Origin of the sequence: Nakamurella flavida, from assembly GCF_030811475.1 — a bacterium.
Lineage (GTDB): Bacteria > Actinomycetota > Actinomycetes > Mycobacteriales > Nakamurellaceae > Nakamurella > Nakamurella flavida.
In genome coordinates this window covers 1,763,395-1,776,948 of record NZ_JAUSQV010000001.1, presented here as the reverse complement: position 1 = coordinate 1,776,948, position 13,554 = coordinate 1,763,395, and the positions used below count along the sequence as shown (strand labels likewise).

General features: G+C 72.5%; 16 protein-coding genes. 14 read left to right on the top strand and 2 right to left on the bottom strand.

Annotation, left to right across the window (positions count from 1 at the left end):
* Positions 1 to 34 precede the first annotated feature (34 nt).
* The 13 genes from J2S58_RS08005 to ccsB all read left to right on the top strand — a co-directional run bounded on the left by J2S58_RS08005 (position 35) and on the right by ccsB (position 11,792).
* Positions 35 to 1,198, top strand: coding sequence for an acyl-CoA dehydrogenase family protein (locus tag J2S58_RS08005; protein WP_205255844.1), 1,164 nt, complete (start codon positions 35 to 37; stop codon positions 1,196 to 1,198).
* Positions 1,199 to 1,226: 28 nt separating this feature from the next.
* Positions 1,227 to 1,463, top strand: a complete 237-nt coding sequence (locus J2S58_RS08000; RefSeq protein WP_205255845.1) for a glutaredoxin family protein — start codon at positions 1,227 to 1,229, stop codon at positions 1,461 to 1,463.
* A gap of 228 nt (positions 1,464 to 1,691) precedes the next feature.
* Entirely contained in the window at positions 1,692 to 2,414 is a 723-nt protein-coding gene (locus J2S58_RS07995) for a redox-sensing transcriptional repressor Rex (protein WP_205255846.1), read from the top strand.
* 133 nt (positions 2,415 to 2,547) lie between these two features.
* Entirely contained in the window at positions 2,548 to 4,071 is a 1,524-nt protein-coding gene (locus J2S58_RS07990; RefSeq protein WP_205255847.1) for a bifunctional uroporphyrinogen-III C-methyltransferase/uroporphyrinogen-III synthase, read from the top strand.
* 77 nt (positions 4,072 to 4,148) lie between these two features.
* The gene (locus J2S58_RS07985) at positions 4,149 to 4,904 is read left to right on the top strand and encodes a hypothetical protein (RefSeq protein ID WP_205255848.1); all 756 of its coding nucleotides are present in this window, start codon (positions 4,149 to 4,151) and stop codon (positions 4,902 to 4,904) included.
* A gap of 138 nt (positions 4,905 to 5,042) precedes the next feature.
* On the top strand, positions 5,043 to 5,591 hold the full coding sequence (locus tag J2S58_RS07980; protein WP_205255849.1) for a hypothetical protein: 549 nt from the start codon (positions 5,043 to 5,045) through the stop codon (positions 5,589 to 5,591).
* 76 nt (positions 5,592 to 5,667) lie between these two features.
* Entirely contained in the window at positions 5,668 to 6,318 is a 651-nt protein-coding gene (locus J2S58_RS07975; protein ID WP_205255850.1) for a hypothetical protein, read from the top strand.
* Positions 6,315 to 6,755: a hypothetical protein gene (locus J2S58_RS07970; RefSeq protein ID WP_205255851.1), complete on the top strand. Its 441-nt coding sequence runs from the start codon at positions 6,315 to 6,317 to the stop codon at positions 6,753 to 6,755. The genes J2S58_RS07975 and J2S58_RS07970 overlap by 4 nt, the downstream gene beginning before the upstream one ends.
* The gene (locus tag J2S58_RS07965; RefSeq protein ID WP_205255852.1) at positions 6,752 to 7,423 is read left to right on the top strand and encodes a histidine phosphatase family protein; all 672 of its coding nucleotides are present in this window, start codon (positions 6,752 to 6,754) and stop codon (positions 7,421 to 7,423) included. The genes J2S58_RS07970 and J2S58_RS07965 overlap by 4 nt, the downstream gene beginning before the upstream one ends.
* Positions 7,420 to 8,034, top strand: a complete 615-nt coding sequence (locus J2S58_RS07960; RefSeq protein ID WP_205255853.1) for a TlpA family protein disulfide reductase — start codon at positions 7,420 to 7,422, stop codon at positions 8,032 to 8,034. The genes J2S58_RS07965 and J2S58_RS07960 overlap by 4 nt, the downstream gene beginning before the upstream one ends.
* An 11-nt stretch (positions 8,035 to 8,045) precedes the next feature.
* On the top strand, positions 8,046 to 8,885 hold the full coding sequence (locus J2S58_RS07955) for a cytochrome c biogenesis CcdA family protein (protein WP_306827593.1): 840 nt from the start codon (positions 8,046 to 8,048) through the stop codon (positions 8,883 to 8,885).
* Positions 8,886 to 10,589, top strand: a complete 1,704-nt coding sequence (gene resB / locus J2S58_RS07950) for a cytochrome c biogenesis protein ResB (protein WP_205255854.1) — start codon at positions 8,886 to 8,888, stop codon at positions 10,587 to 10,589. It abuts the gene before it with no gap.
* Between the two features lie 147 nt (positions 10,590 to 10,736).
* Positions 10,737 to 11,792 (top strand): c-type cytochrome biogenesis protein CcsB, encoded by a 1,056-nt coding sequence (gene ccsB, locus J2S58_RS07945; protein WP_240188469.1) that lies wholly within the window; start codon positions 10,737 to 10,739, stop codon positions 11,790 to 11,792.
* A 175-nt stretch (positions 11,793 to 11,967) separates the two neighbouring features.
* Here ccsB and J2S58_RS07940 read toward each other — a convergent pair whose 3' ends face one another.
* Positions 11,968 to 12,186 carry a hypothetical protein gene (locus J2S58_RS07940; protein ID WP_205255855.1) on the bottom strand — a complete coding sequence of 73 codons (219 nt, stop codon included), beginning with the start codon at positions 12,184 to 12,186 and terminating at the stop codon, positions 11,968 to 11,970.
* A 316-nt stretch (positions 12,187 to 12,502) separates the two neighbouring features.
* Positions 12,503 to 12,703 (bottom strand): BldC family transcriptional regulator, encoded by a 201-nt coding sequence (locus tag J2S58_RS07935; RefSeq protein WP_205256067.1) that lies wholly within the window; start codon positions 12,701 to 12,703, stop codon positions 12,503 to 12,505.
* Positions 12,704 to 13,037: 334 nt separating this feature from the next.
* On the opposite strand from J2S58_RS07935, the gene J2S58_RS07930 reads away from it, so the two are divergent.
* The gene (locus J2S58_RS07930) at positions 13,038 to 13,493 is read left to right on the top strand and encodes an Lrp/AsnC family transcriptional regulator (protein WP_205255856.1); all 456 of its coding nucleotides are present in this window, start codon (positions 13,038 to 13,040) and stop codon (positions 13,491 to 13,493) included.
* Positions 13,494 to 13,554 lie beyond the last annotated feature (61 nt).

The following is a 13,554-nucleotide window of genomic DNA, read 5'->3' as shown; positions in this document are numbered from 1 at the left end:
GACGGGCCGGCTCCGGGGCGGACGGGGGAACGGCATGCCCAGCACGGTCGACCGGGAACTGCCCACGCCGGAATCCGTCGAGCTGATGGATCTGGTGCGGCGGCTGGTCCGCGACGAGCTCGCCCCGCGGGTGGCCAAGGCCGAGGCGCAGAGCGCCTTCCCCCGGGACGTGCTCGCCCAGCTCGGCGATCTCGGACTGCTGTCGCTGCCCTTCCCGTCGCGGTGGGGCGGCGGGGACCAACCGTCGGCGGTCAACCTGCAGGTGATCGAGGAGCTGGCGCGCGGATGGCTCACCGTCGCCCTCGGCGTCAGCGTCCATCTGCTGGCCTGCGGCGCGGTGGTCGACTTCGGCACGGCCGACCAGCAGGACGCACTGCTGCCCGACATGCTCGGCGGGGCCACCCTGGGCGCCTACTGCCTGTCCGAGGCGCACGCCGGCTCCGACGCCGGGGCGCTGCGCACCCGGGCGGTACGCGACGGCGACGAGTACGTCCTCACCGGTGACAAGGCCTGGATCACCCACGGCCCGGTGGCCGACTTCTTCCTCGTCGCCGCCCGGACCGGGGACGACGCCTCGCACGGCATCAGCACCTTCCTGGTCCCCGGCGGGACGCCCGGGGTGGTCGCCGGGCCGCCGGAACGCAAGATGGGCCTGCGCGCCTCGCCGACCTCGACCCTGCACCTGGATTGCGCGCGCGTGGCCGCCGACCGGCGGATCGGCTTCGAGGGCCAGGGGTTCCGGATCGCGATGAGCTCCCTGGACTCCGGGCGCCTGGGCATCGCGGCCTGCGCCGTGGGGTTGGCCCAGGCCTCGCTGGACTGCGCGGCCGAGTACGCGGCGCAGCGCACCGCGTTCCGGCGGCCCATCGACGAGTTCCAGGGCGTCTCGTTCCTGCTGGCCGACGCGGCGGCCCGGATCGCGGCCGCCCGTCAGCTCTACCTGTACGCGGCCCGCCGCAAGGACGCCGGCCGCCCGTTCTCGACCGAGGCGGCGATGGCCAAACTCATCGCGACGGACACGGCGATGGCGGTGACCACCGACATGGTGCAGGTGCTGGGCGGGGCCGGTTACGTCGAGGACCACCCGGTGGAGCGCTACATGCGCGAGGCCAAGGTGCTGCAGATCGTCGAGGGCACGAACCAGGTGCAGCGCGTGCTCATCGCCCGCTCGCTGCGCCAGGCGCCGCGCCGGCCCTGACCGGCCGGGCCCGGGGGAGACTGGTGCCATGCACCAGGTCATCCTCTACACCCGCGTCGGCTGCCACCTCTGCGATGTCGCCAAGGACGTCGCCGTCCCCGTGTGCGCCGACACCGGCGCGGAGTTCCGCGAGGTCGACGTGGACGCCGACCCGGAGGATCGGGCCGAGTACGGCGACCGGGTCCCGGTGGTGGTGATCGACGGGGTCGAGCACGGCTACTTCGAGGTGGACGCCGACCGTCTGCGCCGTGCCCTGACCGGATGACGAACGTCGAATAAATACCCCTGTTCGGGGGCTGTTCACCGGCCGGACCGGGCCCGGGTGCGGACCGGGAAACCCGCCGTTCACCGGTTCTCACATGCTGGGAGCGGCCCGGCCGGACGACTTGGTGTCGTCCCTCACCTGTGGTTACTCTGCGGCTACCAGCGACCTACCACACGTGGATCGCCACAGCTCAGGGCGGGGCCCTTCCCCCTCCCGTGGAGGCAACGGGTGACAGCGCAGGTCCCAGACGCCCCGGACGGCGGCCACGGCCGGCCCGTTCCGGACGCCACCGTGGCCCGGCTCGCCGTGTATCTCCGCGTTCTCACCGAGTTGCGCTGGGCGGCAACGGGTCCGGCCGCCCCGCTGGGCCACCCGCGGACGATCTCCTCCGCCGACCTCGCCCGCCTGGCCGGCGTGAAGCCGGCCAATCTCCGACGTGACCTGACCTTCCTGGGCTCCTACGGTGTCCGCGGTGTCGGGTACGACATCCACCTGCTCACCACCGGGATCAGCGCGGCGCTCGGCGCCGACCGGTCCGCTCCGGTCGCCCTGGTCGGCCTGGGCAACCTCGGACAGGCGCTGGCCGGGTACGCCGGGTTCGGCGGTCGCGGGTTCCGGATCGCCGCTCTCTTCGACGCCGACCCGCAGCGCATCGGCCGCACCGTCGCCGGCCTGGTCATCCAGGACATCGGCGACGCCGGGCGGGTGTGCCGGGAGGCGGGCATCGCCATCGGGGTGATCGCCACCCCCGAGCACGCCGCCCAGCCGGTCGCCGACGTCCTCGTCGGGGCCGGGGTGCGTTCCATCCTCAACTTCGCCCCGGGCGTGCTGCTGGTCCCCGACGACGTGCAGGTGCGCCGGGTCGACCTCGCCCTCGAGCTGCAGATGCTCGCCTTCCACGAGGGTCGCCGCGCCGATCCCGCCCCGACCGGGGTGGCGGTGTCGTCATGACCTCCGCCGGCCCCGCCCGCAGCACCACCCGTGACAGCACGACCGCGTCCGCCCCCCGGGCGTCCGCGGAGCTCTTCCCGGTCGGTGCCGAGGATTCCGGCGCCGGCGTTCCCTCTCGCCCTAGGAGCAGGACATGACCCGTGCGCGCAGGACCGGCGGCCGGATTGCCTTCGTCGGAGCCGGTCCCGGAGACCGCGGTCTCCTGACCGTCCGAGCCCAGGAGGCGCTGCGGGCGGCCGCCGTCGTCCTCACCGATCCGGACGTTCCCGCCGAGGTGACCGAGCTGGCCGGGCACGCCGAGGTGCGGCCCGCGGTGGGGGAGCCCGCCGACGTGGCCAAGGCCCTGGTCAACGGGTACCGGGCCGGGCAGTACGTGGTCCGCCTGGTCGCCGGCGACGTGCTCACCGCCGATCCGGTCATCAAGGAACTGCAGGCGGTGGCCCGCAGCTCGGCCGTCTTCGAGATCATCCCCGGGGTGTCCGCCGCGGCGGCAGCCGCTTCGTACTCCGGCATCCCCGTCGGGTCCGTGCACACCGTCGCCGACGTCCGGTCCGCCTCGGACTGGCACGCCCTGGCCGGCGCCCCGGGCACGTTGATGCTGCAGGCCTCGGCCGGGCACCTCGCCGACACCGCGACCCTGCTCGCCGAGGCCGGTCTGGCCGCGGAGACCCCGGCCGCCGTCATCTGCGGCGCCACCACTCCCCACCAGCGCACCGTGGACGGCACGCTGGCCACCCTGGACGGCATCGGCCGCGAGCTCCCGGGGCCGCTCGTGGTCACCGTGGGAGCCGGCGTGTCCTCCCGGGCCAAGCTCTCCTGGTGGGAGTCCCGCGCCCTGTACGGGTGGCGGGTGCTCATCCCGCAGACCCGGGACTCCTCCGACGACATGCTCGACCTGCTCCGGCAGCACGGTGCGATCCCGCAGCGGGTCCCCACCGTCGCGGTGGAACCGCCGCGCACCCCCGCCCAGATGGAGCGGGCGGTGAAGGGCCTGGTCGACGGGCGCTACCAGTGGGTCGTGTTCACCTCGACCAACTCGGTGCGGGCGGTGTGGGAGAAGTTCTGCGAGTTCGGCCTGGACGCCCGTGCGTTCGCCGGCGTGAAGATCGCCTGCGTGGACTCCGCCACCGAGCATGCGCTGCGCGCCCTGGGTCTGCGCTGCGAGCTGGTGTCCGCCCACGAGGGGTCGTGCGTCGGACTGCTGGAGGACTTCCCGGACTTCGACGACGTGCTCGACCCCGTCGACCGGGTGCTGCTGCCCCGCGCCGACATCGCCACCGAGACGCTGGCCGAAGGCCTGCGGGAACGCGGCTGGGAGATCGACGACGTCACCGCGTACCGCACCGTGCGGGCGGCGCCGCCGGCCGCGCCGGTCCGCGAGGCCATCAAGACCGGCGGCTTCGAGGCGGTCTGCTTCACCTCCGCCTCGACCGTGCGCAACCTCGTCGGCATCGCCGGCAAGCCGCACACCCGGTCGATCGTGGCCTGCCTGGGCCCGAAGACGGCCGAGACCGCCCGCGAGTTCGGCCTCCGGGTCGACGTCCAGCCGGAGATCGCCGAACTGGACGCCCTGGTCGAGGCGCTCGCGGACCACGCCACCCGACTGCGGTCCGAGGGTGCGCTGCCGCCGCCCCGGAAGTCCCCCCGCCGACGCTGAGCGCGGGGGCGCCGGTCGGCCCGGACGGGTCGGCCGGCCCTGTGCCGTCGGGCCTCGGCGGCGCTAATCTGCCCGCCATGACGAATCCTCCGCCGTACCCGGGGCAGCAGCCGGGGCAGGATCCCTGGTCCGGTCAGTCGGGCTCCGGCCGGCCGGGTCAGCCCGGGCAGCCCGGAGACGGGTACCAGCAGGGGTACGCCGGCCCCCAGGGTTACGGGCAGCAGCCGGGCTACCCGGGCCAGCAGGGCTACCAGCCCCAGCAGGGCTACCCGACCCCGCCCAGCTCCTCGCCCTACCCCGGTGCCTACGGCGGGGGAGCGGAGCCGGCGAAGCCGACCCGACCGGGCACGGTGACCGGTGCGTTCGTGTGCTGGGTGCTCACCGCGGTCGCGTCGATCGTGGGTGTCGTCGTCGTGCTGACCTCGCCCATCTGGCAGCAGGCCATCGACGAGGCGGCCCGCCAGGGCAACCTCGACGCGTCCGGCATCGACGTGAACAACCTGGTGACGGTGGGCAAGGTCCTCGTCATCGGGGTCGCGGTGGTCTTGGTGGCGCTGTACCTGCTCTTCGCCTTCAAGATGCGCGCGGGACGCAACTGGGCGCGCATCGTGCTCACCGTGCTGGGGGCTTTCACCGTGCTCAGCGCATTCACCCCCACGACCAGGGGTCGGGTCACCGTGAACGGGCAGGAGTTCGTCGCCAACTCCGGGCCGGGTTGGATCACGGCCGTCCTGGCGATCGCCGGGCTCGTGCTCATGTACCTGCCGGCGTCCAACGCGTACTTCGGCGCGGCCAAGCGTCACAAGGCGTGGCTGGTGGCCCAGGGGCGGTGAACGGGCGCTCGGCCGGAGGCTCCCAGCTCGGTCGGACATCCGTGACCAGGACCTGCGGCCTCTCTGCAGGCCGCCGTTTCCGGCCGGACGGACTACACGGAGCGTTGTTTTTTGCCCACGGGGAGTTACGATCATGGCATGTCGACCCCACAGAATCCGCCCCCGGCGTCACCCTGGAATGCCCCGTCCGGCTCCGCCTATCCCGGTGGCAGCGATCTCCCGCCCGCCGTGCCGCGCCCTGGCACCGTCGAGGCCGCCTTCTGGATCTACCTCGTCTCCGCCATCGCCTCCTTCGTGCTGTCGCTGCTCGTGTTCACCGAGTCAGGCAAGCAGACCCTCCGGGACGCCGTCCGCCAGGGCGAGCAGGTCCAGGGCATGACCGAGGACCAGCTCGTCCAGACCTTGCAGATCGTGGCCGTGGTCGTCGGGGCGGTCGTCGTGGCCATCGCGCTGCTCTTCGTGTTCAAGATGCGGGCCGGTCGCAACTGGGCGCGGATCGTGATCACCATCTTCAGCGTCCTGAACCTCCTCAGCCTCTTCGGCGGGGTGCGGTCCGGTCTGTCCACGACGGACTTCATCGGCCCGGTCATCGCGATCGTCGCCCTGGTGCTCATGTGGCTGCCCGCGTCCAACGAGTACTTCGCCGCGGCCAAGCGCCGTCGGGCCGCCGAGATCGCCCGCGGCTGATCGCCGGCAACTGATCACTGCGTGGTCAGGATCGAGGGGGCCGGGGCGGCTGACCAGGGGCGGTAGATTCGAGGCCATGAGTTCCGCCTCGGGTGCCCCCCGGAAACGTCCCGGCTTCCTCGACACCTTCCGGGCGGCCATGACCCCGCCGCCGCTGCCCGAGGACACCGGCGGCCCGCTCGTCCGGCCCCGCTCGGTCACCGTGGCGATGGTGCTGGCTCTGCTCGCCGGCGCCATCCTGTTGTTCGTCGGGGTCAGTTCGGCCCTGGCCACCGGCTCGAGCACCGATGCGCAGGTGACCCGGGTGAACGAGGCGATCGCCACTTGCAACAGCCAGGGCATCGGCACCGGCCCCTCCGTCGTGGTTCCGACCGAGGGCACCGACGAGGCCAAGACCACCGCGACGAACTGTCAGGCGCTGAGCACCCCGACCGCCGACCAGATCGCCAGCGCCAAGCGCTTCAACGTCATCCTCAGTCTGGTCGTCGCCGTCCTCGGCGTCGCGGCCGTGGCCGGCGGCATCCTGATCAACCGCAGCCAGCGCCGGGGCCGCACCGTCGTGGTCGTCACCGTCGGCGTGCTCGTCGCGATGACGCTGTTCCTGCAGGTGCAGAACCCGCTGTTGCTGCTCTCCACGCTGCTGCTCGTCGTCGGCGTGATGCTGACGTTCATCGGCCGGGGCAACCTGTACTTCGTGATGCTCCGCCGCCGAGGCGCCCAGAAGTGAGCACGGCCGCAGCCCCGGCTCCTGCGGCCCCGGCCGCTGGGGTGACCCGGCGACCGCATCCCGGATGGTCGATCGCCGTCGGCGCAGGCGCGGTGGCCGGGCTCGTCGGCTCCGTCCTGCTCTACCGGCACGCCGTCCGGATCGACCGGCAGCCTTCACCCGCGGCCGGGGCGCCGGACGTCGCGGTGCCGCACTACGCCACTCCGTGGGTCCTCGCCGCGGCCGGTGCCGCCCTGGTCGGCCTCTTGCTGGCCGTCACCCTGGTGACCGCTCTCGTCCGCCGCCGGACCGACGCCGTGCTCGTCCCGGACGTGTCCGTGCTCGCCGCAGCACCCCATCCGTACCCCGCACCGGACGGTCCGGAATTCCCTGCGCCCGCCGCCGTGGGCACCCACCCGGACGACGTCTGGCGGCCGCCCGTGCAGGCCACCGGATGAGCGCCCCGGAGCTGACCACCGTGCACCTGCTCCGGCACGGGAAGGTGCACAACCCGGACAACGTGCTCTACGGGCGGTTGCCCGGCTACGTGCTGTCCCGGTCCGGGCACGCGATGGCCCGGGCCGCGGCGGATTTCCTCGCCGGCGCCGACGTCGCCCACCTCGCCGCGTCCCCGCTGGTGCGCGCCCAGCAGACCGCCGAGCCGATGGTCGAGCGGTTCGGTGTGCCGATCGTCACCGACGAGCGGCTGATCGAGGCCGGGAACTCCTTCCAGGGGCGCCGGATGGACCGGTCCACCGCGCTGGAACTGGCCACCCGGCCGTGGCGCTGGCCGGCCCTGCGGGACCCCTTCACCCCGTCCTGGGGCGAGCCGTACCTGGACATCGCCCACCGCATGTTGGCCGCCGTGTCGGTCGCGGTGCAGGTCGCAGCGGGTCGGGAGGCCGTGCTGGTCTCCCATCAGCTGCCCGTCTACACCGTCCGCCGCTTCCTGGAGGGGCGGCGGCTCTGGCACGATCCGCGCCGCCGGCAGTGCTCGCTGGCCTCGCTCACCTCGCTGCACTTCCGGGACGGGATCTACGTCGGGCTCTCCTACGCCGAACCGGCCCGTCACATCGCGGCGGAGAATGACGGGGACACCACCCCGGCCGCCGGGGTGGCCCCATGACCGGGAGGACCACCGTGCGCGACCGGCGCCGAACCCGCCCGCGGCTGCTGGCCGCGGGGCTCGCCGTTGCCCTGCTGACCGCCGGCTGCAGCAGCGGCAACGATGCCGCCGTCTTCGGCGGCACGTTCACCTTCGTGTCGCCGGACGGCAAGATCGATCTCTCGTACCCGACCGCGGAACGCGGCACGGTGCAGAACCTGTCCGGCACCAGCGTGTCCGACGCGGCGGAGACGGTGAGCCTGGACCAGTACACCGGCAAGGTCGTGGTGCTCAACTTCTGGGGTTCCTGGTGCGCCCCCTGCCGGGCCGAGGCCGACGACCTGAACCGGGCCGCCGACGAGCTCGCCGGCGACGGCGTGCAGTTCCTCGGCCTGAACGTGAAGGACGCCCGGGACAGCGCCGCCGACTTCGCGTCGGGCAAGCAGACGCCGTACCCCTCGATCTACGACCCGGGGATGGCGACGCTGCTCTCCCTGCGCGGGTTCCCGACCAGTGGCATCCCGTCGACGATCGTGCTGGACCGCGAGCACCGGGTGGCGCAGATCTGGCTCCGCGGGGTCACCGCCGACGAGATCGTGCCGGTCATCCGGCAGATCGCGACCGAGCAGTGATCACCTCGGCGGTGCTCGCACAGGCCCCGGGGATCACCGGGACCGTGCAGGACGGGCCGTTCCTCGTCGCCGCCGGTCTGTCCGTCGCGGCCGGGGCCGTCTCGTTCGCCTCGCCCTGCGTGCTGCCGTTGGTTCCCGGATATCTGTCCTACCTGCTGTCGCTGACCGGAGCCGAGGCTCGGACAGCCGTTCCGGCGCAGACGGTCCCGGCCGGTGCGGCGGGCCTGCCCGAACCCGCGCCGCAGGAGGCCTCGGCCCGCCCCGCCCGCCGTCGGCTCGTCGGCGCGACGGCGCTCTTCGTGCTGGGGTTCACCGTCGTCTTCCTGCTGCAGTCCTGGGCGGTGCTGGGCCTGTCCCGGCTGCTGCTGACCAACCAGGACGTGCTGCTGCGGGTCGGCGGCGTGATCATCATCGTGCTGGGCGTGGCCATGGCCGGGTTCGTCCGCCCGCTGCAGACCGAACGACGCCTGCACCTGCGCCCGCGCGGCCGCATCCTCGGCGCCCCGCTGCTGGGCGCGGTCTTCGCCCTGGGCTGGACCGTGTGCCTCGGGCCGACCCTGGCCGGGGTCCTCGCGCTGGCCGGTTCCACCAGCTGGGGGGACTCGTCGGCGCGCGGTCTGGTCCTGGTGCTCTGCTACTGCGCCGGCCTGGGCGTGCCGTTCCTGCTGCTGGCGCTGGGCTTCGGCTGGGCCGGTACCGCGGTCGCCGTGCTGCGCCGGCACAGCCGGACCATCCAGTTGGTCGGTGCCGCCGCGCTGGTCGTCCTCGGCGTCCTGATGGTGACGGGCGTCTGGGGTCAGGTCATCGCGTGGCTGCAGGTGTCCGTGTCCGGCAGCGGGACGGTGCTCTAGATGTCCATCCAGGACCGGATCTCCACCCGCGACGACACACCCGATCCGCAGCCGCCGCGGCCGGGCCAGGGCCCGGTACGCGCTGCGCTGGCCTTCCTGCGCAACACCTGGCGGCAGTTGACCAGCATGCGCACCGCGCTGGTGCTGCTGTTCCTGCTCGCCCTGGCCTCTCTGCCGGGCGCGCTGCTCCCGCAGTGGTCGCTGAACGCGGCCAAGACCCAGACCTACATCAACACCTATCCGACCCTCGGCCCGATCCTGGACCGACTGGGCTTCTTCGAGGTGTTCGCCTCCCCCTGGTACGCGGCGATCTACCTTCTGCTGTTCACCTCCCTCGTCGGCTGTGTGCTGCCGCGCTGCCTGGACTTCTACCGCCAGCTCCGCCAGCCGCCGGTGGCCACCCCGCGCAACCTCTCCCGGCTGCCGCACGCCGACACCCACCAGGTCGCCGGCGCGCCGGACGAGGTCGCCGACCGGGTGCTGCGCGGCCTGAAGGGCTGGCGTGTCACCCGCCGCGAGGAGCCGGGCGGGGTGGTCACCGTCTCTGCGGAGAAGGGCTACCTGCGCGAGGTCGGCAACCTGGTCTTCCACCTGTCCCTTCTCGGGCTGCTCGTCGCCATCGCCGTGGGCAAGCTCGTCGGCTACGAGGGCTCGGTCATCCTCAACGCCGGCCCGGACGTCAACGGCGTCACCCAGCCGTTCTGCTCGACCTCGCCGTCGAACTACGACAACTTCCGCCCCGGCCTGACCATCGACGGCACCGACATGGCGCCGTTCTGCATCAAGGTCGACTCCTTCGACGCCGGGTACACCGAGCAGGGTCAGGCCATCGCCTTCGAGGCCGGCCTGCAGTACCAGTCCGGCGCGGACGCCGGGACCGATCGGTGGGGCACCGACCTGCTGCAGGTGAACGACCCGCTGCGGATGGGCCAGGAGCGGCTCTACCTGCTCGGTCACGGCTTCACCCCGCAGTTCACCGTCACCTACCCGGACGGCACCGTCCGCCCCTACGAGGCGGTCTTCCAGCCCGAGAACGGCAATCCGAACTTCCTGTCCTCCGGGGTGGTCAAGGTGACCGACCCGCCCGGTTGGGTCGGTGACGAGGTCCGCCAGCACCAGTTGGCCGTCGTCGGGTTGTTCGCGCCGACCCAGGTCATCCGGAACGGCCTGATGGACTCGCAGTTCCCGTCCCCGCGGGACCCGGGTGTGGCCGTCGACGTCTACGTCGGCGACCTCGGGCTCGAGGGCGGCCTGGCCCAGTCGGTGTTCACCATCGACCAGAACCAGGTCGACAAGGGCGCGCTGGTCAAGCAGGCCCGGGAGAACCTGAGCATCGGGCAGTCCATCACCCTGGACGACGGCACGGTCATCACCTTCAGCGGGTTCCGGCAGTGGGTCGCCCTGCAGACGTCCTACGACCCGGCGCAGGGGTACGCGCTGGTGTTCGCGGTGCTGCTGCTGGTCGGCCTGATGATCTCGTTGACCGTCAAGCGGCGTCGGGTCTGGTTCCGACTGCGGCCGGTCGCCGCCGTCACACCCACGGGGTCGGCCTCGGCCTCCCCACCGTCGGTGGTCGGACGTACCGTGGTGGACGTGGGCGGGTTGGCCCGCACCGACCAGGCCGGGTACGGCGAGGAGTTCGACCGCCTGGTCACCCTGGGCCGCCCGGATCCCGCGGCCGGCAAGGGCGGCTCGGCTCGCTGAGCCGGCTGCATCGGGCCGGCTCGGCAGAGCAGGGCCCACGAGGCAGGGTCAGGCACCACCAGCACGACCACCACCAGCACGACGCGATCCCCACCGGGCCGCGTTCACGATCGTGATCAGCAGGACGTACCGGAGGCAGGAACAGCAATGGTGAACGAGACGCTCGCCGACTGGTCGAACATCGGCTTCGAGCTGGCCCTGGCCGGGTACGTGGTCGCCCTGGTCTGCTACGGGATCGAGTTCGCCGCCCGTCGCGGCGCGGTCCCCACCGAGGCCGAGGCGGCCAGCGTCAGCCTCCGGCAGGGGCAGCGCGGTGGGACGGCGACGCTGCAGGGGCCGATCGGGCACATCGGGTCGGCGCCCCGCCGGTCGGCGGCTCCGCTCGGTGCCCGCTTCGGCACGGCCGCGGTGCTGGTCACCGTCATCGGGTTGGCCGCCAACATCCTGTCCATCCTGTTCCGGGGGTTGGCCACCTCCCGGCTGCCGCTGGCCAACATGTACGAGTTCACGTCGATGATCTGCGCGGCCGCCGTGCTGTGCTGGGTGATCGTGCTGGTGAAGACCAGGGCCCGCACCCTCGGGTTGTTCGTCATGCTGCCGGTGGTCATCCTGGCCGGTGTCGCCTTCTCCGTTCTGTACACCCCGGCCGGGCCGGTCGTCCCCGCGCTGAACTCGTACTGGAAGTGGATCCACGTCTCCACCATCTCGATCTCGTCGAGCATCCTGCTGGTGACGGGCGCCGCTTCGGTGCTGTACCTGATCCGTGGTCGCTACGAGCGGCGGCTGTCCGCCCAGGAGACCCTGGTCGCGTCGGCCGGTAGCGGCACGGTCGCGGCGGGGGAGGCGCGGTCCCTGGCCGCCGACACCTCGCTGCTGTCCCGGCTGCCGTCCCTGGCCACCCTGGACCGCATCGCCTACCGGACCGCCATCGTCGCGTTCCCGCTGTACACCTTCGCGGTCATCGCCGGTGCGCTGTGGGCCGAGGTCGCCTGGGGTCGGTACTGGGGCTGGGACCCAAAGGAGACCTGCGCCTTCGTCACCTGGGTGGTCTACGCGGCGTACCTGCACGCCCGGGCGACGGCCGGCTGGCGCGGACGCCCCGCGGCCTGGGTGTCGGTCGTCGGCTTCGCGACGATCGTCTTCAACCTCTTCTTCATCAACATGGTCGTCTCCGGCCTGCACTCCTACGCCGGCCTGAACTGATCGCCCGCCGGGACCGCGCGCTGCCCGGTCCCGGACCCCGCCGGCGGTCATCCGACACGACGAAGCCCCTGACCGCGATGCGGTCAGGGGCTTCGTCGTGCGTACCGGCGGGGCGGGGTGCCACCGGTCCCGTGGGGGGCTCACGGAACCATGGGCGGACCCGGCTCCCGGTGGATCAGCTGCTCTTGTCCTCGCCGCGGAGCTTGCGGTCGATCTCACCGAGGAACTCCGGATCGTCGTCCGGGGCGATCGTCCGGGTCGGGCGCGTCGGCCGGGACGGGTGCCGGGCCTGCGGGCCGCTCGTCTCCGTGGCGCCGGACGGGTGTGCCCCGATTCCACGCCAGGCCAGAAAAATGACGACTGCGGTCACTACTATCGCGATGAGCATGTACATCTGTGCCTCCCTTGTCCCGTTCAACAGTACGCATTTCCGCCGGGGTCGGCGGGTCTCGGTCCGGCGTCGATCGACCGCCTGCGATCGGACCGGGACGCTACCCACGGTCGTGATCGATGACGGTGAGCCGGTCGTCGTGCCCGGGCATCCGCCGCCGCCGTGGGGGCGCCGTCCGTTCGGGATTCGGGCCAGGTCCGGCCGTGGATCGCTGGGCCGACCGACGGCCCGGAACGGGTCCACGCCTCGGCGATGCACCGCCCGGGGAACGACGAACGCCCCGGCCGCGACGGCCGGGGCGTTCGTGGTGCTGCTGGGGTCACGCGCTGGTGCGCGAGGCCTCCACGGTCAGATCGGCGAGCAGCGAGCTCACCTCGGACTCGCGGAACCGGCGGTGCCCACCCGGCGTGCGGATGGAACCGATCCGGCCGGCGGACGCCCAGCGGGTGACGGTCTTGGGATCGACCCGGAACATCAGCGCCACCTCCCCGGGAGTCAACAGTCTCTCGGCCGTATCCATGGTCACGTGCCACCTCCTCAAAAGAGGCCCCGACTGGCCTCGCACGCCACGGTGGCGCAGTGTCCATTGTGCTCCTTTCGCCCTGGTTGATCGACCCCCGTGGCTTCCCGATGTGCACTATTTTCGTGGTCACGGTGCGTGGCCGAAAACCGCACAGCGAATCGCCAGGGTGACCACGGCTGGGGTGATGGGGTGAGCGGGGGAGTTCGGCTCCTTCGGCGAACTCGCTGCGAAGATCCCGCCGTCAGTGCTGATCAGCGGCGGGGTGGATCTCCCGACGATTCGGGCGGGCGGCGCTACGGTCTGCGTACGGCCTTCAGGGGGAGGGGTTCGCATGGACTCGGTCGACAGAACTTTGATCACGGCGCTGCGGACGGACGGGCGGGCCAGTTACGCGGAGTTGGCGCGGATGGTGGGTCTGTCCTCGTCCGCCGTCCACGAGAGGGTGGCGAAACTGGAGTCCTCGGGGGTGATCACCGGTTTCCGGGCCACCGTGGACCCGGAGACCATCGGCCTCGGGGTGACGGCCCTGGTCGGGATCGAGCCGGGGGAGAGCGGCAGCGACGAGGTCATCGCCGCGGCCCTGCACGCCATGCCGGAGGTGGAGAGCTGCTACGGGGTGGCCGGGGACGAGGCGTTCGTCATCCAGGTGCGGGTGCCGACCGTGGGACTGCTGTACGAGTGCCTCGGCCGCCTGCGGTCCATCGAGGGGGTGGCCCGCACCCGGACGACCGTCGTGCTGGCGACCCGGTTCGAGCACCGGCCCGCCCGGTTGGCCGACCCGGTCTGATCACGGCGGGCGCCGGGGGCGGATCGGGTCCCCGCGCGGCCGGCCCGCTCCGCGCGGGCCG